The organism is Streptomyces sp. NPDC043870, assembly GCF_056435785.1.
In genome coordinates, this window is sequence record NZ_JBWKDT010000007.1 from 222,112 (window position 1) to 241,189 (window position 19,078).

The window sequence follows — 19,078 nt, forward strand, 5'->3', positions numbered from 1 at the left end:
TCACCTTAACGAGGTACGGGGGCCCGCTCCCGGAAAGGGAAGCGGGCCCCCGTCGACGAGGTCGGCCGGGCCGGACTAGAACGCGGCCTCGTCCAGCTCCATCAGCTCGTTGTCGACGCCCTCGGCGATCTCGCGGGCGAGCGAGACACCCGGCAGGACGTTGGCGGCGAAGAACTTCGCGGCCGCGATCTTGCCCTGGTAGAAGGCCTTGTCCTTGGCGGAGGCGGTCTCCAGGGCCTCGGCGGCGACGGCCGCGCCGCGCAGCAGCAGGTAGCCGACGACGACGTCGCCGGAGGCCAGCAGCAGGCGGGTGGTGTTGAGGCCGACCTTGTAGATGTTCTTGACGTCCTCGCCGGTGGCGGTGAGGTCGGTCAGCATGCGGCCGACGATCGCCTCCAGGTCGACGGCGGCCTTGGCGAGCGCGTCACGGGCGCCGGCCAGCTCGTCGCCGCCGGTGCCGACCGCGAGGAACTTCTTGATCTCCTCGGCCAGCAGGTTCAGCGAGGCGCCCTGGTCGCGGACGATCTTCCGGAAGAAGAAGTCCTGACCCTGGATCGCGGTGGTGCCCTCGTAGAGGGTGTCGATCTTGGCGTCGCGGATGTACTGCTCGATCGGGTACTCCTGCAGGTACCCGGAACCGCCGAAGATCTGCAGCGACTGGGCGAGCTGCTCGTACGCCTTCTCGGAGCCGTAGCCCTTCACGATCGGCAGCAGCAGGTCGTTGAGGCCGTGCAGCGACTTGACGTCCTCGCCGGCGGCCTCCTTGAAGGCGATCTCGTCCTGGACGGAGGCGGTGTAGAGGACGAGGGAGCGCATGCCCTCCGCGTACGCCTTCTGCGTCATCAGCGAGCGGCGCACGTCCGGGTGGTTCGTGATGGTGACCTTGGGCGCGGTCTTGTCCATGAACTGCGACAGGTCGGAGCCCTGGACGCGCTCCTTGGCGTACTCCAGCGCGTTCAGGTAGCCCGTCGACAGGGTCGAGATCGCCTTCGTGCCGACCATCATGCGGGCGAACTCGATGATCATGAACATCTGGCGGATGCCGTCGTGCTTGTCGCCGATCAGCCAGCCCTTGGCCGGGTGCTGGTCGCCGAACGTCATCTCGCAGGTGTTGGAGGCCTTGAGGCCCATCTTGTGCTCGACGTTCGTCGCGTACACGCCGTTGCGCTCGCCCAGCTCGCCGGTCTCCCAGTCGAAGTGGAACTTCGGCACGAGGAAGAGGGACAGGCCCTTGGTGCCGGGGCCGTGGCCCTCGGGGCGCGCCAGCACGTAGTGGAGGATGTTCTCCTCCATGTCGTGCTCACCGGAGGTGATGAAGCGCTTCACGCCCTCGATGTGCCAGGAGCCGTCCTCCTGCTGGATGGCCTTGGTGCGGCCGGCACCGACGTCCGAGCCGGCGTCCGGCTCGGTGAGGACCATCGTGGAGCCCCACTGCTTCTCGACCGCGATCTGGGCGACCTTCTTCTGCGCCTCGTTGCCCTCCTCGAAGAGGATCCCGGCGAAGGCCGGACCCGAGGAGTACATCCATATCGCGGGGTTCGATCCCAGGAGCAGCTCGGCGTAGGACCAGACCAGGGAGCGCGGCGCGGTCGTCCCGCCGATCTCCTCCGGCAGGCCGAGCCGCCAGTACTCGGAGTCCATGAAGGCCTTGTAGCTCTTCTTGAACGACGCCGGGACCGGCGCGGTGTTGGTCGCCGGGTCGAAGACCGGCGGGTTGCGGTCGGCGTCCTCGAAGGACTCGGCGAGGTCGTTCTCCGCGAGGCGGGCGATCTCATCGAGGATGCTCTTGGCGGTCTCGACGTCCATCTCCGCGAACGGGCCGGTGCCGTACAGCTTGTCGCGCCCGAGGACCTCGAAGAGGTTGAACTCGATGTCGCGGAGATTCGACTTGTAGTGCCCCATGGCGACGGCTCCGTAAGGATCGGGGAGGAGGCAGGGTTCCTCGTACATCTACCAGCAAGTAGCTACGATGATGCTACCCGCCGGTAATAACGTGCAACCCCTATCGGTCATCTGTGACACGGCTCGCTGCCGCGGACCGGTTCCCCTCGGCCGCCCCGAGTGCCGGACGCGGGGCGGCCGTCGGTCGGTACGCTTGCGGGCATGTACGGCTACGACCAGAACCCCGGCGCTCAGCAGCACTACGCCGCCCCGCCGCAGCAGCCGATGTCCGGTGCCGGTATGCCCGGTGCCGGCATGCACGGCGCTGGTGCCGGGTACGGCGAGCAGCCGCTGTATCCCGAGCCGTCGCCGCCGTCGCTCGCGGACGCGGTGCGGGCGTTCACGACCGGGTCGCTGTCCGCGGAGGACTTCCAGCAGATCTTCGCGACGTCGAAGGTGTACTGCCCGCGCGGCGACAACCCCGGCTTCCTCGCGCTGCACAACACCCAGCAGCCGGTGATCCCGATGTTCACGTCGCTCAAGGAGCTGCGGCGGTACGCGGGCAAGGAGTCGAAGTACTTCGTGATCACGGGCGCGGAGGTGATCGACCTGCTGCCGACCGGGTACGGGTTCGTCCTCGACATGGAGGGGGACCACCGGATGGTGTTCGACGCGAAGGCCGTGGAGCAGATGGTCGACTTCGCGATGCGCCGTATGTACGGATGAGCCGGTGCGGCCGATCGTGGCCGTCGTGATGTGCGCCCGGGAATTGATCCCGGGCGTTTTCGCGTTCAGGGTGGCAAGAAGTTCAGCGTTCAACTAAAGTCGGACGCACAAGGAGGTCCCGCCATGCCTGCAGTGACTGTCGAGAATCCGCTCACCCTGCCGCGCGTCGTCGCGCCCGCCGATGCCCAGGCGCGTCCCGTGCTCGCCGTGACCACGGCGCCCAGCGGATTCGAGGGGGAGGGCTTCCCGGTGCGACGTGCGTTCGCCGGGATCAACTACAAGTACCTCGACCCGTTCATCATGATGGACCAGATGGGCGAGGTGGAGTACGCGCCGGGCGAGCCCAAAGGCACCCCGTGGCACCCCCACCGCGGCTTCGAGACCGTCACGTACATCATCGACGGCGTCTTCGACCACCAGGACTCCAACGGCGGTGGCGGCACCATCACCAACGGGGACACCCAGTGGATGACCGCGGGCGCGGGCCTCCTGCACATCGAGGCGCCGCCGGAGTCGCTCGTCATGTCCGGCGGTCTCTTCCACGGTCTGCAGCTGTGGGTGAACCTGCCGGCGAAGGACAAGATGATGCCCCCGCGCTACCAGGACATCCGCGGCGGCCAGGTCCAGCTGCTGACCAGCCCCGACGGCGGCGCGCTGCTCCGGGTCATCGCCGGTGAGCTGGACGGCCACGAGGGACCCGGCATCACGCACACGCCGATCACCATGGTCCACGCGACCCTGCGCCCCGGCGCCGAGATCGACCTGCCGTGGCGCGAGGACTTCAACGGTCTGGTGTACGTCCTCGCCGGCCGTGGCAGCGTCGGCACGGACCGCCGTCCAATCCAAAGCGGCCAGACCGCCGTCTTCGGCGCGGGCTCCTCGCTGACCGTCCGTGCGGACGAGAAGCAGGACTCGAACACGCCGGACCTGGAGGTCGTGCTGCTCGGTGGGCAGCCGATCCGCGAGCCCATGGCGCACTACGGGCCGTTCGTGATGAACACCCGCGAGGAGCTGCAGCAGGCCTTCGACGACTTCCAGAAGGGCCGGCTGGGCACCATCCCCGCCGTGCACGGGATGTAAGCCCGCGCAAGGCTGCGACTCGACGACCCGATGCCGCGCTCGACGCACGGTCGATGCCGCGCCCGGCCGCACTGCCGGGCGCGGCAACTCACCTGATGGGGCGTCACCCGTCCGGCCCGGACGGGCGCGCCGGGGCGAACCGCGCATGATCGACTGGGGGTCGTGCCCCCGTCGCAGCCCACACCCACGCGCCCACCGCTCCTCCCCGAACCCGTGAAGCGGGTCGCGGCCTGGTGTGTCGTCGCGCTCCTCGTGGCCGGCGTCGCCGCGGTCGGCGTATGGCTGATCATCGTCTTCAAGACCGCCGTCACGCCCGTACTGCTCGCCCTGCTCGGTACGGCCCTGCTCCGGCCGCTGTACCGGCGGCTCGTCAAGATGAAGGTGCGGCGGTCCCTGGCCGCCGGGCTGACCTGCGTGGCCGTGGTCGCCGTCGTCGGCGGCGCCGTGTACATCGTGGTCAGCGCGCTGATCGAGAGCGGTGACCAGATCATCGCCTCGCTCCGACAGGCCGCCCGGGACATCACGAAGCACTTCGGCGCGGCCGGGACCTCGCTGGACGATCTGGCGGCGAACTCCAAGGACCTGCTCACCAAGTTCGGCGGGACGGCCGCCACGGGGGTGATCTCAGGGCTCAGCGTTGTCGCCGAGTTGATCGCGATCGCCGTCCTCGCCCTGCTGCTGATCTTCTTCTTCCTCCGGGACTCCGACCGCGCGGTCGGCACCCTGCGCTCCCTCGTGCCCCGTTCCACCGGCGACATCGTGGAGGCGATGGCACGCCGGGCCTTCGAGGCCGTCGAGGGCTTTATGCGCGGGACCACCTTCATCGCGCTGATCGACGCCATCTGCATCACCATCGGACTGCTGATCCTGAGCGTGCCCGGAGCGGTCGGGCTCGGGGCGCTCGTCTTCGTCGGCGCGTACATCCCGTATCTCGGGGCCTTCGTCTCCGGCGCGGTCGCCATCCTCGTTGCGCTCGCCGACCGGGGGGCCGCCATCGCGCTCTGGGTTCTGGTGGTGGTCGTCGCCGTACAGCAGTTGGAGGGTCACGTCCTGCAGCCCATGATCCAGAGCCGAATGGTCCGGATGCACCCGGCGGTCGTGCTACTGGCGATCACGGCAGGCGCCGGGATCGCCGGGATCCTCGGGATGCTGCTGGCCGTGCCCCTGACCGCCGCCGCGTTCGGCGTGATCGGCGTGTTGCGCAAGCGCTACGAACCGGTCGGGGAGCCCACGGAGGGGCCGGCCGAAGGCCCGGCGGGCGGTGGCGGCTCGCCGGGGGCGCCCTCCGCGGCACCCGGCTCGTAGAGCTCGAACCAGATCGACTTGCCCTCGCCCCGCGGATCCACCCCCCACACGTCCGCGAGCATCTCCATCAGCACCAGCCCCCGCCCGGACGACGCCCATTCGCCGGGCCGCCGCTTGTGCGGCAGCTCGTCGCTCGCGTCGGAGACCTCCACCCGGAGGCGCCGGCCGCCGTGCTCGCCCGCCGCCTCCGCCACCATCAGCGCGTCGCCGTCGGTGTGGATGAGCACGTTGGTGACCATCTCGGAGACCATCAGCACCGCCGAGTCGACCTGCTCCCCGTCCGTCCAGTCGTGCAGCAGGTCGCGCATCTGCTGCCGGGCGATCGCGAGCCGCTCCGGCTCCGCCTGGGCGACGGTGAGGACGGTACGGCGCGGGGCCCGGCGGGGCGGCCTGCCGTGCCGGGACAGCAGCAGCACCGCGATGTCGTCCTCGCGCCGGTCGGCGAGCGGCCCGGTCGTGTAGTGCGAGGCCGGGCCGTGAACGGCCTGGACGAGGGCGTCGGCGAGCTTCTCCAGCTCCAGCGAGTCGCCCTCGCCGCGGTGCTCCTCCAGCACGGCCCGGATCCGCTCCCAGCCGCTCTGCAGGTCGTGACCGCCGGTCTCCAGCAGCCCGTCCGTGCAGACCATGATCGTCTCGCCGGGTTCGAGCGAGATCCGTGTGGTCGGATAGTCCGAGTCCGGGTCGATGCCGAGCGGCAGCCCACCGGCGGTGGGCCGCAGGATGACCGTGCCGTCGGCCATCCGGATCGCCGGGTCCGGGTGCCCGGCGCGCGCGATGTCGAGCGTGCCGGTCGCCGGGTCGCACTCCAGATAGAGGCAGGTCGCGAAGCGCGGTCCGCTGTACGGCCCGATGCGTCCGACCACGTCGCCGTCGTCGTACGCCTCGCTCTCCGCGTAGTCGTGCAGCCCGACCAGGAAGCGCGATGCCCGCGAGAGCACGGCGTCGGGGCGGTGCCCCTCGGAGGCGTACGCCCGCAGGGCGATCCGCAGCTGCCCCATCAGCCCGGCCGCCCGTACGTCATGGCCCTGTACGTCACCGATGATCAGCGCGATACGCCCGGTCGGCAGCGGGATCAGGTCGTACCAGTCGCCGCCCACCTGGAGGCCGCCGCCGGTCGGGACGTACCGCGCGGCCACCGACATCCCCGGGATGCCCGGCCCCAGGTTCGGCATCATCGAGCGCTGCAGACCGCGCGACAGCTCCCGCTCGCTCTCGGCGGCCCCGGCCCGGGCGAGGGCCTGCGCCAGCATCCGCGCGACCGTGGTGAGCACGGACCGCTCGTCGGGTGTGAAGGTCACCGGATGACGGAAGGCCGCCATCCAGGCGCCCATGGTGCGGCCCGCGACGATCAGCGGGAGGAAGGCCCAGGAGTGGCGGCCGAAGCGCTTGATGACCGGCCAGACGACGGGGTAGCGGCTGCGGTAATCCTCGGGGGACGGGATGTAGAGGGCCCGGCCGGTACGGATGACCTCGGCGGCCGGATACTCGGTGTCCAGCGGCATGTCGGCGAACGGGCCGCCGGCGGCCGGGTCGTACCCGTGCTGGCCGAGGACCTTCAGCCGGCCGCCCTCGGCCCCGAAGACGACGAGTCCGTCCGGCGAGAAGCCGGGCATCGACAGGGAGGCCGCGACCCGCAGCACCTCCGCCGTGGACCGGGCCTCGGCCAGCGCCCGCCCGGCGTCCAGCAGGAACGCCTCGCGGGAACGGCGCCAGTCGCCGGTGATGGGGGTGCGGGCGCTGGTGCCGGGCTGCGGCTCCACGACCTCCTGGAGCGTGCCGATCAAGTAGTAGTCGTCGCCCTCGCCGACGGGCCTGGAGCGGCTGCGTACGGTACGCAGCACCCGGCCTTCCTCGTCGACGATCCGCATCCGGGCCTCGGCGAGGGTCCCCTCGGCGACGGCGAGCGGGACGATGCCGCTGACCTCGTTCCAGTCGACAGGGTGGAAGCGGGCGCGCACGGCGGACTCGCTGAAGGCGCCGGGTCCGGCGGGCAGCCCGAGCAGCCGGGCGGCTTCCGCGTCGAGGGTGACGGTCCCGGATGCGTTGTCCCAGCGCCACAGGCCGGTCGCGATCGCGGCCAGGACGTCCTCGGTGCGCATTTTCCTACTGTATTCACGATGCGCCCGCCTTCACCCGCTGGGTATCCCGCGCTCCTGCCCGCGCTCCGGGGGCCGCCACCGCGCGGGCCGCCGCGCAATGCCGCCGCGTGATGCCGCCGCGTAATACGGAAAGGGGATCCTGGGCCGGACGGTAACCTGGGTGGGTCTGCCCACATCCCCCATCGCGAAGACTGGATGAACGACGATGCATCGGTACAGGTCCCACACCTGCGGCGAGCTCCGCGCCTCTGACGTCGGCACCGACGTGCGGCTGAGCGGCTGGCTGCACAATCGCCGAGACCTGGGCGGCATCCTCTTCATCGATCTCCGCGACCACTACGGTCTGGTCCAGCTCGTCGCCCGCCCCGGCACCCCCGCCAACGAGGCGCTCAGCCACCTGAGCAAGGAGACCGTCGTCCGTGTCGACGGCAAGGTCTCCGCCCGTGGCTCCGAGAACATCAACCCGGACCTGCCGACCGGCGAGATCGAGATCGAGGTCACCGCCGTCGAGGTGCTCGGCGCCTCCGCCCAGGTGCCCTTCACGATCAACACGGACGACGGCGTCAACGAGGAGCGGCGCCTCGAGTACCGCTTCCTGGACCTGCGCCGCGAGCGCATGCACCGCAACATCATGCTGCGCACCGCCGTCATCTCCGCCATCCGGCACAAGATGACCGCGCTCGGCTTCAACGAGATGGCGACCCCGATCCTCACCGCGAGCTCCCCCGAGGGCGCCCGTGACTTCCTGGTGCCGTCCCGCCTCAACCCGGGCAAGTTCTACGCGCTGCCGCAGGCGCCGCAGCAGTTCAAGCAGCTGCTGATGATCGCGGGCTTCGACCGCTACTTCCAGATCGCTCCCTGCTTCCGCGACGAGGACGCCCGCGCCGACCGCTCGCCGGGCGAGTTCTACCAGCTCGACATCGAGATGAGCTTCGTCGAGCAGGAGGACGTCTTCCAGCCGGTCGAGAAGCTGATGACCGAGCTGTTCGAGGAGTTCGGCAACGGCCGCCACGTCACCTCCCCGTTCCCCCGGATCCCGTTCCGCGAGGCGATGCTGAAGTACGGCTCCGACAAGCCGGACCTGCGCGCCCAGCTGGAGCTCGTCGACATCACCGATGTCTTCGAGGGCTCCGAGTTCAAGGCCTTCGCGGGCAAGCACGTCCGCGCCCTTCCGGTGCCGGCCGTCCAGGACCAGCCGCGGAAGTTCTTCGACCAGCTCGGCGAGTACGCGATCGAGCAGGGCGCCAAGGGCCTCGCCTGGGTGCGCGTGGGCGACGACGGCGCGCTGTCCGGCCCGATCGCCAAGTTCCTCACCGAGGAGAACGTCAAGGTCCTCACCGAGCGCCTCGGCCTGGCCCCCGGCCACGCGGTGTTCTTCGGCGCGGGCGACTTCGAAGAGGTCTCCAAGATCATGGGTGCGGTGCGGGTCGAGGCCGCGCGCCGTGCGGGCCACTTCGAGGAGAACGTCTTCCGGTTCTGCTGGATCGTCGACTTCCCGATGTACGAGCGGGACGCGGAGACCGGCAAGATCGACTTCTCGCACAACCCGTTCTCCATGCCGCAGGGCGGCCTGGAGGCCCTGGAGACCCAGGACCCGCTGGACATCCTCGGCTGGCAGTACGACATCGTCTGCAACGGCGTCGAGCTGTCCTCCGGCGCGATCCGGAACCACGAGCCCGAGATCATGTTCAAGGCGTTCGAGATCGCGGGCTACGACCGCGAGACCGTGGAGCAGGAGTTCTCCGGAATGCTCCGCGCCTTCCAGTTCGGCGCCCCGCCGCACGGTGGCATCGCCCCGGGCGTCGACCGCATCGTGATGCTGCTGGCCGACGAGCCGAACATCCGCGAGACGATCGCCTTCCCGCTGAACCAGAACGCACAGGACCTGCTCATGGGCGCGCCCGCGGAGGTCGAGGAGGCCCGCCTCAAGGAGCTCCACATCAGCGTCTACAAGGGGCAGGCGAAGCCGACGCCGTACAAGCCCACCAAGTGAGGCCATAGCGCCCACGGCCGTACGCGCGGGGCCCGGAACCGATGAGGTTCCGGGCCCCGCGCGCGTTCCCCGACAGGTTCTCCTGCGCCGCGCGTCGCCCGACGCGCCATCGACGCGTTCTCGCGTAATTCGTGCTCCTTACGAGTCGTTCGCGCCGCGTCCGCCGTCGGCCGTCCGCCCGAACGGGAAGAGAGAGCAGGGACCGGTGACGTACCGCCGGTGTCGGACGACGAGAGGACCGCGGAGTGCTGAGCACCGTACTGACCAGAGCAGTGGCGGCACGGACGGCCGTCGGACTGCTGGCCGCCGGACTGCTGCTGGGAGGCTGCGCGAAGCCCACCGCGCCGTCGCCCGCCGCGACGTCGCCCCCCGCTCCCGCCCCCGGCCCGCCCCGCGGGCAGACCGCCAAGGGGAAGGCCGTGCGGGAGTACGCGCCGCCCGCGCAGATCCCGGGCCTCGGCCCGCAGACGCGCGGCCGCATCCCGGACGACACCGACCAGGCCGTCGTCGTGACCGGGGCAGCAGCGGACTCCAGCCGCTCGACGGCCGTCCTGTACGAGCGCGACCCGGTGAAGGGCTGGAAGCCCGCCTCGGGTTCCTGGCCGGCGCACAACGCCCTCAAGGGCTGGACCGACGAGCACTGGGCCGGGGACAACCGCTCGCCCATCGGGGTCTTCGGGCTCACCGACGCGGGCGGCCGGCTGCCCGATCCGGGCACGAGGCTCCCGTACCACGAGACCTCCCTCTTCAACGCCGTGGGCACGGGTTTCATGGGGGAGCCGCTGGAAGGCTCCTTCGACTACGTCGTCGCCATCAACTACAACCGCACGGTGGGTACGTCCCCGCTCTACGACGACGACCCCCGTCCCCTGGGCTGGGACCGGGGTGGCGGGGTCTGGCTCCACGTCGACCACAAGGGCCCCACGCAGGCGTGCGTGTCGCTCGCGCGGGAGCGGATGCGGGATCTGCTGCTGTGGCTGGACCCGGACAAGCAGCCGGTGGTGGTGATGGGGGACGCGGCGTCGCTGTCGCGGTGAGCGACGACGAGGGGCCCGGAACCGTACCGGTTCCGGGCCCCTCCGGCCACGTACGCGGGCGCGTCACGCGGCCTCAGTCCTTCTTCGGCTCCTCCGGGCGCGGACTGCATCTTTCGGGGGGCGACCCCCGAACCCCCGCAGGTTCCCGCGCCGGGCCTTAATCCTTCTTCGGCTCCTCCAGCCGCGGGAACAGCACCGCGCCCTTCGTCACCGTCGAGCCGGCCGGGAGCCGGCCCCAGTCCGCCGCGTCCTGGACACGCTGGTCCGCCAGGGCGCCCAGCGTCGCCTGTGCGCCCAGCGAGTCCCACAGCTGCTGCGAGGTGTCCGGCATGACCGGGTTCAGCAGGACCGCCACGGCCCGCAGGGACTCGGCCGCCGTGTACAGGATGGTCGCGAGGCGGGCCCTGCCCTCCTCCGATTCGTCCTTGGCGACCTTCCACGGCTCCTGCTCCGTGATGTAGCCGTTGACCTGCTTCACGAAGTCGAAGATCGCCAGGATGCCGCCCTGGAAGTCCAGCTCCTCGCCGATCCTCCGGTCGGCCTCGGCCACGGCCTTCGCCAGGCCCTCCTGGACCGCCTTCTCCGCCTCGCCGGCCGCCGTCGCCTCCGGCAGCGCACCGCCGAAGTACTTGCCGACCATCGCGGCGACGCGCGACGCCAGGTTGCCGTAGTCGTTGGCGAGCTCGCTCGTGTAGCGGGCGGTGAAGTCCTCCCACGAGAACGAGCCGTCCTGGCCGAACGCGATCGCGCGCAGGAAGTACCAGCGGTACGCGTCCACGCCGAAGTGCGAGGTCAGGTCCTGCGGCTTGATGCCCGTCAGATTCGACTTCGACATCTTCTCGCCGCCGACCATCAGCCAGCCGTTGGCCGCGACCCTGCCGGGCACCGGCAGGCCCTGCGCCATCAGCATGGCGGGCCAGATGATCGCGTGGAAGCGGAGGATGTCCTTGCCGATCAGGTGCACGTTCGCCGGGAAGGTCTCCTCGAACTTCGCCGGGTTCTCGTTGTAGCCGACCGCCGTCGCGTAGTTCAGCAGGGCGTCGATCCACACGTAGATGATGTGCTTCTCGTCCCACGGCACCTTGATGCCCCAGTCGAACGTCGACCGGGAGATCGACAGGTCCTGCAGGCCCTGCTTCACGAAGTTGACGACCTCGTTGCGGGCCGACTCGGGCTGGATGAAGCCGGGGTTCGACTCGTAGAACTCCACCAGCTTCGGGCCGTACTCGCTGAGCTTGAAGAAGTAGTTCTCCTCCTTGAGGATCTCCACCGGCTTCTTGTGCACGGGGCACAGCTTCTGCCCGGCGTACTCGCCCTCGCCGTCCAGCAGATCGCCGGGGAGCTTGTACTCCTCACAGCCCACGCAGTACGGGCCTTCGTACCCGCCCTTGTAGATCTCGCCCTTGTCGTACAGGTCCTGCACGAACTCCTGGACGCGGTCGGTGTGCCGCTTCTCCGTCGTACGGATGAAGTCGTCGTTCGCGATCTCCAGGTGCTCCCAGAGGGGCTTCCAGGCCTCCTCCACGAGCTTGTCGCACCACTCCTGCGGGGTGACGCCGTTCGCCTCCGCGGTGCGCATGACCTTCTGACCGTGCTCGTCCGTGCCGGTGAGGTACCACACCTTCTCGCCGCGCTGACGGTGCCAGCGCGTGAGCACGTCGCCTGCGACGGTCGTGTAGGCGTGGCCCAGGTGAGGAGCGTCGTTGACGTAGTAAATGGGGGTCGAGACGTAGAACGCCTTCGTCCCCTGCTTCTCGGATCCAGTGGCCGCCATGGTCGAAATCCTAACGGCCGACGGAAGATCGACTCACACCCATAACGGGCGCCCACCCCGGTGGAGACGTTTCCGAAACATCCGCTGCTGTAGAAACACGGCATGCGGGTACTGGTCGCCGAGGACGAAGAGACACTGGCGGAACTGGTCGCCACCGGGCTGCGGCGGGCCGGCTTCGCCGTCGACACCGTGTACAGCGGCGACGCCGCGCTCGCGTATCTGGGGCTGTACGACTACGACGTCGTCGTCCTCGACCGCGATCTGCCACGGGTGCACGGGGATGAGGTGGCGCGTTCACTGGTCGCCGGCGCGTCCCGGACCCGGATCCTGATGCTGACGGCGGCCGCGTCGACGGAGGACCGGGTGGAGGGGCTCGATCTCGGGGCCGACGACTATCTGGCCAAGCCGTTCGACTTCCCCGAGCTGGTGTCGCGGGTGCGGGCGCTGCGGCGGCGCAGCGCCCGGCCGCCGGTGCCGCCGCTGCTGGAGCGGTGCGGGGTGCGGCTCGACAGTGTGCGCAGGACCGCGGAGCGGGACGGGCGGGAGCTGGACCTCTCCCCGAAGGAGTTCTCCGTGCTGCAGATCCTGCTGGAGGCGGACGGGGCGACGGTGTCGGCGGAGGAGCTGCTGGAGCGGGCGTGGGACGCGCACACCGACCCGTTCACGGGGGCGGTGCGGGTGTGCATGAGCAAGCTGCGGGGGAAGCTGGGGGAGCCCGGGCTGATCCGCACGGTGCAGGGCGTGGGGTACGTGCTGTGACCTCGTACCCCGGCGCCGGTTCGTATCTCGGGCCCGGCTCCACGATCCGTACGCGGATCGCGATGGTCTACGGCGCGGTCTTCCTGGTCCTCGGAGCATGCCTGCTCGGGATCGTGAACCTGCTGTCGCGGGCCGGTACGCGGGACGAGGCGGCGGCGATCGCCCTGCGGGAGACACAGGTGCTGGAGCCGGTCACCGTGTACCGGCTGACCGACAACGTGTCCGACGCGGCCTCGCAGCAGATGCTGATGTGGTCGTCGTTCGCGCTGCTGGCGACGGCGGCGTGCGCGGTGTTCGTCGGGTGGTGGATGGCGGGGCGCGTCCTGCGTCCCGTACACGAGATGACCGCGAAGGCGCGGCGGCTGTCGGAGCACACGCTGGTGGGGGTCCCCCCGGGCGGAGCCTGGGGGAGGATCGCGGTGCGTGGTCCCGACGACGAGCTGAAGGAGCTCGGCGACACGATCGACGCGCTGCTGACGCGGCTGGAGACGGCGTTCGACAGCCAGCGGAGGTTCGTCGCGAACGCGTCGCACGAGCTGCGGACACCGCTCGCGACGCAGCGCGCGGCGATCCAGGTGGGTCTGGACGAGTCCGCGTCGGCGGAGGAACTGGCCGCGGTGAAGCAGGTGCTGCTGGACAGCAACCGGCGCAGTGAGCGGCTGATCGAGGGGCTGCTGGTGCTGGCGCGCAGCGAGCGGGGACTGGAGAAGAAGGAGGACGTCGACCTCGCGGAGGTCGCCGGGGAGGAGTGCGAGCGGTACGGAGTCGCCGTCCTGGCCTCGCGGGGTGACGTGGTCCGCGGGAACCGGCTGCTGCTGGCCCAGCTGGTGCGGAACCTCGTGGCGAACGCGGTGACGTACAACGTGCCGGGCGGGGCCGTGGAGGTGCGGGTGGACGGGGGCGTCCTCGTGGTCGCGAACACCGGGCCGGTGATCGCCGCAGCGGACGTCCCCGCTCTTTTCGAGCCGTTCCGGCGGGGGGAGGGGCGGGACCGGATGGGGCCGGGGGCGGGGCTCGGTCTCTCCATCGTGCGATCCATCGCCGTGGTGCACGGCGGGTCGGTGGAGGCGGAGCCGGGTGCGGAGGGCGGGCTCGTGGTGCGCGTGAGCCTGCCCTCCGCCGTCCCTGGCGGGGATCCTGACGGGTTCTAGCCGTTGCGGCTGTTCAGCCACTCCGGGAAGGCGCCGAGGAGCCCCGCGTACAGCTCGTCGTCGGTGAGCTCACGGGGGTCGGGGCCGGCGTGGAAGAAGGCGGCGTTGTCGGCCTGGAGCTTCCGGAGGAAGTCGAAGCCCTTGGCGTCGTACTCGCCGAATGCCACGAACTGCCAGAAGACCGGCTTCCCGGCGGTGTCGGCGAGGGCCTGCTTGGCCGGCTGCTTGGCGTCCGGCGCGCCGTCGGTCTGGAAGACGACCAGGGCGGGGCCTTCGGAGCCGGACTTCTCGTAGTGTTCGACGACCTCCTCGACGGCCCGGTGGTAGCTGGTCCGCCCCATGTGTCCGAGCCCGGCGTGCAGCTCGTCCACGCGGCCCTCGTAGTCGTCGAGGCCGAGGTCCCCGGTCCCGTCGATGTCGGTCGAGAAGAACACGACGTGCACGGACGCGGCCTCGTCGAGGTGCGCGGCGAGTGCGAGCGTCTGCTCACCGAGCTGCTGGGCGCTGCCGTCCTTGTAGTAGGGCCGCATCGACCCGGACCGGTCCAGCACGAGATACACCCGCGCCCGGGCCCCGGCCGCACCCGCGCCCTTCAGCGCGGTCCCGGCCGCCTTGTACGCCCCGACCAGTCCGGCGGCGCGAGCCTTGACGCGGGCGAGGGAGTGGGCGGGCTTTCCGGCGGTGTCGCCCGCGGAGTCGCCTGCGGTGTCGCTCACCGCGGATGCGGCGGGTGCGGCGTCGGCCTCCGGCTGGGGGGCGTCGGCGGTGTCGCTCGCGGCGGGCGTGGTTTCTGCGGGGCCGGGGACGGTGGTGTCGTCCGGCGTCGCCGTGGCGGTGTCCGTGGCCGCTGCGGGCACCGGCTCCGCCGGCTCGTCGGCGGGCACGGTCGGGGCCTCGTCGGTCTCGGCGCTCGTGGCGGGCGCCTCCGCGACGGCTGCGACCGCCTGCGCGGCGGGGGGCTCTTCCTCCGCGGCGGGCTCGACCGCCTCGACCGCCTCGTCGGCGGTGCCGCTCGTGGCGGGCACCTGCGCGGCGGGGGCTTCTTCCTCCGTGGCGGGCACCTGCTCCGGCGTCGCGGTGGCGTCGGCGCGCTTTGCCTGGGCGGGGATGGTGGCTTCAGCGGCCGGCCGGTCGGCGGTCTCGCCTGCGGTGTCGTCCGCGGTGTCGTCCGCGGCGGGCTCGACCGTTTCGTCGGCGGTGTCGCTCGCGGCGGGCGCCTGCGCGGCGGGGGTTTCTTCCTCTGCGGCGGGCTCGACCGCCTCGACCGCCTCGTCGGCGGTGTCGCTCGTGGCGGGCGCCTCGTCGGCCATGGTGGTTTCGGGCTGCGGAGCGTCGTCGTTCGACGGTGCTTCCGTCGGCTGGACGGTGTCCTCAACAGCGTCGGCTTCCGCCGGCGCGGGCTCCGGCTCGGAGGGCGCCTCGGCGGTGGTCTCGTCCGCGGACGGCAGGTCGGCGGCCGTCGCGGCTTCGGCGGCCTCGGCGGCCTCGGCAACGTCCGGCGAGTCGGCAACGGCGGGCGCGTCGGCAACGGCGGGCGCGGACGCCGGCTCGCTGTCGGTCTGCGGCGCCGGTACCGAGGCTGTGGGCTCCTGTGGTGCGTCGTCCGTCGTGCGGGCCGACGGGATCGTCGGGCGGGACGGCTTGGGGTTGTCGAAGGCCGCCGCCACCAGCTCGGCCGCGTGGGCCGCCTCCGAGGAAGAGGGTGTTGTGGTGGGTGCCTCGGCCTGGGGCGGGACGGAGGCGGGGGCCGTAGTCGTAGTGGTCGGGGCCGACGACGACTCCGTACGCTCGCGTCCAAACACCTTGCGCAGCAAGCTCCGAATGCCCATGGGCGAGGCCTTTCGCGTGAATTGGGTGCGCTCATTGTCCAACAATGTCCGGTCCAAGGGCGGCAACGCCGCAACCGTGGGCCAGGGCGGACACGTAAGGTTAGCCGCCGCCCGTTCCGCACCATCGCAAGGCCCTCCGGCGTCAGGACCACCTCGGTCGCCGCGCATTCATCCCCCGTTCACTTCACCGCCTCCGCACTGCACACGTGTGCCCCTAGCGTCACGGCCGGACATATTCCGACACGATGTCGGCGCGGGGTGCGCCGAAGGGGAGATGGGGGAAGAAGTGCGCAAACTGCTGCCGCTCCTGAGCTCGAATCACGCGGGCGGCCGGTCCGCTCTCACGTGCCGTTACCGCTGTGGTGACGCCTGTTTCCATGAAGTGCCGAACACCAGCGACAACGAGTACGCCGGCGACATCATCGCCGGTGCCCTGTCCCGGCGTTCGATGATGCGTGCCGCCGCCGTCGTGACCGTCGCCACCGCCGCCGGCGGCGCCGTCGTCACGCAGGGCGCCCCGTCCGCGCAGGCGGCGACCGGCGCCGAGGCCGTCCGCTACGGCAGCACCGGCAGCGGTGCCCGCGGCCTCCGCTTCACCCCGGTCGCCCCCAACACCGCCGACCAGGTGACCGTCCCCGCCGGCTACACGCAGAACGTCGTGATCCGCTGGGGCGAGCCCATCCTCCGCGGCGCCCCCGCCTTCGACGCCGACAACCAGACCGCCAAAGCGCAGGCCGGCCAGTTCGGCTACAACAACGACTTCCTCTCCCTGCTGCCCCTGCGTGAGCACGGCCGCCAGGTCCTCGTGGCCAACCACGAGTACACGGACGAAGTCCTGATGTTCAAGGGCTACGACGCGGCCAACCCGACCCGCGAGCAGGCCGAGATCGCCTGGGCCGCGCACGGCTTCTCCGTCGTCGTGGTGCAGGAGGAGCGCAAGAGCGGCAAGCTCACGCCCGTCACCCGGCACCACCTCAACCGCCGCCTGACGGCCACGAGTGAGTTCCGGCTCACCGGCCCGGCCGCGGGCAGCGACCTGCTCAAGACCTCCGCCGACCCGACCGGCACCAAGGTCCTCGGCACGCTCAACAACTGCGCGGGCGGCACCACCCCCTGGGGCACCACGCTCCACGGCGAGGAGAACTTCAACCAGTACTTCGCCAACGGCTCCGGCGCCACCGACAAGCGCTACGGCATTGCCGCCGGCGCCACCGAGCGCAAGTGGGAGCGTTTCGACAAGCGCTTCGACGTGGCGCAGGAGCCCAACGAGTCGCACCGCTTCGGCTGGGTCGTCGAGCTCGACCCGTACGACCCGGACTCCACGCCCCGCAAGCGCACCGCGCTGGGCCGCTTCAAGCACGAGGCCGCGCAGCCGCGTCTGACTCGTGACGGCCGCCCGGTCGTCTACATGGGTGACGACGAGCGCTTCGACTACTTCTACAAGTTCGTCTCGTCGAAGCGGATGAAGAAGGGCAATTCGCGCGCCGCCCACGAGCACAACCTCACCCTTCTCGACGAGGGCACCCTCTACGTCGCCAAGATCACCGGTGACTCCCCGGGCGAGATCGACGGCACCGGCAAGCTCCCGAACGACGGCGAGTTCGACGGCACCGGCGTGTGGATCCCGCTGGCCACCGGCGATGTCTCGCACGTCGAGGGCATGACCGCCGAGGAGGTGTACGTCTTCACCCGCCTCGCCGGTGACAAGGTCGGCGCCACCAAGATGGACCGCCCCGAGGACGTCGAGCCGAGCCCCCGCACCGGTCGTGTCTACGTCGCGCTGACGAACAACAAGGACCGTGGCGCTGCCGGCAAGGCTCCCGCCGACGAGGCCAACCCGCGCAACGCCAACAAGCACGGCCACATCCTGGAGCTCGCCGAGCACTGGGACGACCCGGCGAGCGACGGCTTCGCCTGGCGGTTGTTCCTGGTCGCGGGTGACCCGAACGACTCGGCCACGTACTTCGCGGGCTACCCGAAGGACAAGGTCAGCCCGATCTCCTGCCCGGACAACGTGGCCTTCGACCCGCACGGCAACCTGTGGATCTCCACCGACGGCAACCAGCTCGGCTCGCACGACGGCCTGTTCGGTGTCGCCACGCGGGGCGAGCGGCGCGGTGAGCTGAAGCAGTTCCTCACCGTCCCGAAGGGTGCGGAGACCTGCGGTCCGATCATCCAGGACCGCCGGGTGATCGTCGCCGTCCAGCACCCGGGTGAGATCGACGGCGCGACCGTCGAGAAGCCCGCGTCCGTGTGGCCCGACGGCCCGGGCAAGATCGTGCGCCCGTCCGTCGTCGCCGTCTACCGCACGGACGGCCGCGACATCGGCGTCTGACTCCAGTGACCCCTGCGGGTCCGGCAGCTCCCGCCGGACCCGCAGGGAGGGGTCGGTCCCCGGCCCGCAAGGAGATCCCGGTCCCGCAGGGAAGGGCCGCCCGCAGCAGGCGTTCACTCCAGGCCCGCCGCCTTGCGGAAACGTACGAACTGCTCCGCCGGGTCGCCCGTGTACGACCAGGGCACGCGCACCGCCCGCGCCCCCAGCATCGTGAAGAGCCTGCGGGCGATCTCCGTCTCCCCCGCGTAACAGGCCGCGTGGGCGAGATAGTTGAGCTCGGCGATCTCCTCCGGGAGCACAGGGCCGTTCTCCCGTCCGCCGATCCACCGCTCCCAGGTACGCCGCACCTCCGTCACCGCCAGCTCGTGCTTCCAGTGCTGGCCGAAGTCGTGGACCGGGGCCCGGCCCCGGGAACCTTCGGCGACGTACCGGAACTCCTCCACCCGTGCGATCTGTACGAGCACCGGCAGCGGGGAGCCGGGCGGCGCCGCCCCTGCCGCGTCGCGCGCGAAGTCGTACATCGCGCCGTGCGTGCCGTGCCACCGCGCAGACCAGTAGCGCAGCAGCTGCACATGGCCCTCGATGTTGTCCGGGTCACGGCGCCGCAACTCGTCCCACCAGCCGCGCAGTTTGCGCCGCTGGACGCCGCCCTCGTACAGCCGGGCCACCGTCAGCAGCGACACCCACGGCATCGGGTCGGCGGGCGCCGCCTCCGCCGCGCCGATGCAGGCCATCACCGCCACGTCGATCCGGTCGCGGTCGACGACGGCTCCCCGGCCCGCGGCGATGGCCCGGTCGAAGACCCGGACCACCTCGGTCGCGGCGCGCAGCACGGCCGCGTCCGGGTTGTCGGGTTCGGCGGCCCGCCACGCCTCGACCGCAGACGAACCCGCAGCGGCGTGCGAGAGCTGCCGCAGCCGGTGGGTGCGGCGCGGCCAGTCCTGGCCGGTGGCGTGCAGCAGATCCCGTACGCCCTGCCAGCGCCCGATCACGATGTCGTGGCGGGTCTCCGTGAGCGCGCGGTCGCCGAAGTCCGGGTCGAAGTCCAGCTCGAAGCGGCGGCGAGCGGCCATGTCTGCCTGCTTTCTGCGGTCACACGTCAGCGTCAG

At 70.9% G+C, this 19,078-nt stretch carries 13 protein-coding genes; 8 read left to right on the plus strand and 5 right to left on the minus strand.

Translation table 11 applies throughout. The features are described 5' to 3' along the window. Positions 1-75: 75 nt before the first annotated feature. Positions 76-1,902, minus strand: a complete 1,827-nt coding sequence (locus AC0699_RS12465; protein ID WP_478658995.1) for an acyl-CoA dehydrogenase — start codon at positions 1,900-1,902, stop codon at positions 76-78. A 201-nt stretch (positions 1,903-2,103) separates the two neighbouring features. Between AC0699_RS12465 and AC0699_RS12470 the strand changes: the two genes are divergently transcribed. From AC0699_RS12470 to AC0699_RS12480, 3 genes are all read left to right on the plus strand, one after another. Next, positions 2,104-2,607, plus strand: a complete 504-nt coding sequence (locus AC0699_RS12470) for an SseB family protein (RefSeq protein WP_478658997.1) — start codon at positions 2,104-2,106, stop codon at positions 2,605-2,607. Positions 2,608-2,730: 123 nt separating this feature from the next. Continuing rightward, positions 2,731-3,687, plus strand: coding sequence for a pirin family protein (locus tag AC0699_RS12475; RefSeq protein WP_478659000.1), 957 nt, complete (start codon positions 2,731-2,733; stop codon positions 3,685-3,687). 162 nt (positions 3,688-3,849) lie between these two features. Further along, a complete protein-coding gene (locus AC0699_RS12480) occupies positions 3,850-4,992 on the plus strand; it encodes an AI-2E family transporter (protein WP_478659003.1) in 1,143 nt (380 codons plus the stop codon). Here the strand turns inward: AC0699_RS12480 and AC0699_RS12485 are convergent. Continuing rightward, positions 4,896-7,091 (minus strand): ATP-binding SpoIIE family protein phosphatase, encoded by a 2,196-nt coding sequence (locus AC0699_RS12485; protein WP_478659006.1) that lies wholly within the window; start codon positions 7,089-7,091, stop codon positions 4,896-4,898. The two genes, AC0699_RS12480 and AC0699_RS12485, sit on opposite strands and share 97 nt — an antisense overlap. Positions 7,092-7,296: 205 nt before the next feature. Here AC0699_RS12485 and aspS point away from each other — a divergent pair, with 205 nt between their 5' ends. Both aspS and AC0699_RS12495 read left to right on the plus strand, forming a co-directional pair. Further along, positions 7,297-9,084 carry an aspartate--tRNA ligase gene (gene aspS / locus AC0699_RS12490; protein WP_469768239.1) on the plus strand — a complete coding sequence of 596 codons (1,788 nt, stop codon included), beginning with the start codon at positions 7,297-7,299 and terminating at the stop codon, positions 9,082-9,084. A 245-nt stretch (positions 9,085-9,329) separates the two neighbouring features. Further along, entirely contained in the window at positions 9,330-10,121 is a 792-nt protein-coding gene (locus tag AC0699_RS12495) for a hypothetical protein (protein WP_478659010.1), read from the plus strand. A gap of 157 nt (positions 10,122-10,278) precedes the next feature. Here AC0699_RS12495 and metG read toward each other — a convergent pair whose 3' ends face one another. Beyond that, a complete protein-coding gene (gene metG, locus AC0699_RS12500) occupies positions 10,279-11,895 on the minus strand; it encodes a methionine--tRNA ligase (protein WP_469768241.1) in 1,617 nt (538 codons plus the stop codon). Positions 11,896-11,997: 102 nt separating this feature from the next. Here metG and AC0699_RS12505 point away from each other — a divergent pair, with 102 nt between their 5' ends. Beyond that, complete coding sequence (locus tag AC0699_RS12505; RefSeq protein WP_478659012.1) at positions 11,998-12,654, plus strand: response regulator transcription factor; 657 nt, start codon at positions 11,998-12,000, stop codon at positions 12,652-12,654. Positions 12,655-12,716: 62 nt separating this feature from the next. Beyond that, entirely contained in the window at positions 12,717-13,805 is a 1,089-nt protein-coding gene (locus AC0699_RS12510) for a sensor histidine kinase (protein WP_478659107.1), read from the plus strand. Here the strand turns inward: AC0699_RS12510 and AC0699_RS12515 are convergent. Then, complete coding sequence (locus tag AC0699_RS12515; protein WP_478659014.1) at positions 13,802-15,634, minus strand: VWA domain-containing protein; 1,833 nt, start codon at positions 15,632-15,634, stop codon at positions 13,802-13,804. The genes AC0699_RS12510 and AC0699_RS12515 overlap by 4 nt on opposite strands. Positions 15,635-15,920: 286 nt before the next feature. On the opposite strand from AC0699_RS12515, the gene AC0699_RS12520 reads away from it, so the two are divergent. Further along, positions 15,921-17,969, plus strand: a complete 2,049-nt coding sequence (locus AC0699_RS12520) for a PhoX family protein (RefSeq protein WP_478659109.1) — start codon at positions 15,921-15,923, stop codon at positions 17,967-17,969. Positions 17,970-18,082: 113 nt separating this feature from the next. Here AC0699_RS12520 and AC0699_RS12525 read toward each other — a convergent pair whose 3' ends face one another. Beyond that, positions 18,083-19,042: a hypothetical protein gene (locus AC0699_RS12525; protein ID WP_478659016.1), complete on the minus strand. Its 960-nt coding sequence runs from the start codon at positions 19,040-19,042 to the stop codon at positions 18,083-18,085. Positions 19,043-19,078 lie beyond the last annotated feature (36 nt).

Coding starts and splice junctions, on each gene's coding strand:
- AC0699_RS12475 (WP_478659000.1), top strand. CDS start 2,731: ATGCCTGCAGTGACTGTCGAGAATCCGCTCACCCTGCCGCGCGTCGTC.
- AC0699_RS12485 (WP_478659006.1), bottom strand. CDS start 7,091: ATGCGCACCGAGGACGTCCTGGCCGCGATCGCGACCGGCCTGTGGCGC.
- aspS (WP_469768239.1), top strand. CDS start 7,297: ATGCATCGGTACAGGTCCCACACCTGCGGCGAGCTCCGCGCCTCTGAC.
- AC0699_RS12505 (WP_478659012.1), top strand. CDS start 11,998: ATGCGGGTACTGGTCGCCGAGGACGAAGAGACACTGGCGGAACTGGTC.
- AC0699_RS12525 (WP_478659016.1), bottom strand. CDS start 19,042: ATGGCCGCTCGCCGCCGCTTCGAGCTGGACTTCGACCCGGACTTCGGC.
- AC0699_RS12510 (WP_478659107.1), top strand. CDS start 12,717: ATGGTCTACGGCGCGGTCTTCCTGGTCCTCGGAGCATGCCTGCTCGGG.
- AC0699_RS12465 (WP_478658995.1), bottom strand. CDS start 1,902: ATGGGGCACTACAAGTCGAATCTCCGCGACATCGAGTTCAACCTCTTC.
- metG (WP_469768241.1), bottom strand. CDS start 11,895: ATGGCGGCCACTGGATCCGAGAAGCAGGGGACGAAGGCGTTCTACGTC.
- AC0699_RS12515 (WP_478659014.1), bottom strand. CDS start 15,634: ATGGGCATTCGGAGCTTGCTGCGCAAGGTGTTTGGACGCGAGCGTACG.
- AC0699_RS12470 (WP_478658997.1), top strand. CDS start 2,104: ATGTACGGCTACGACCAGAACCCCGGCGCTCAGCAGCACTACGCCGCC.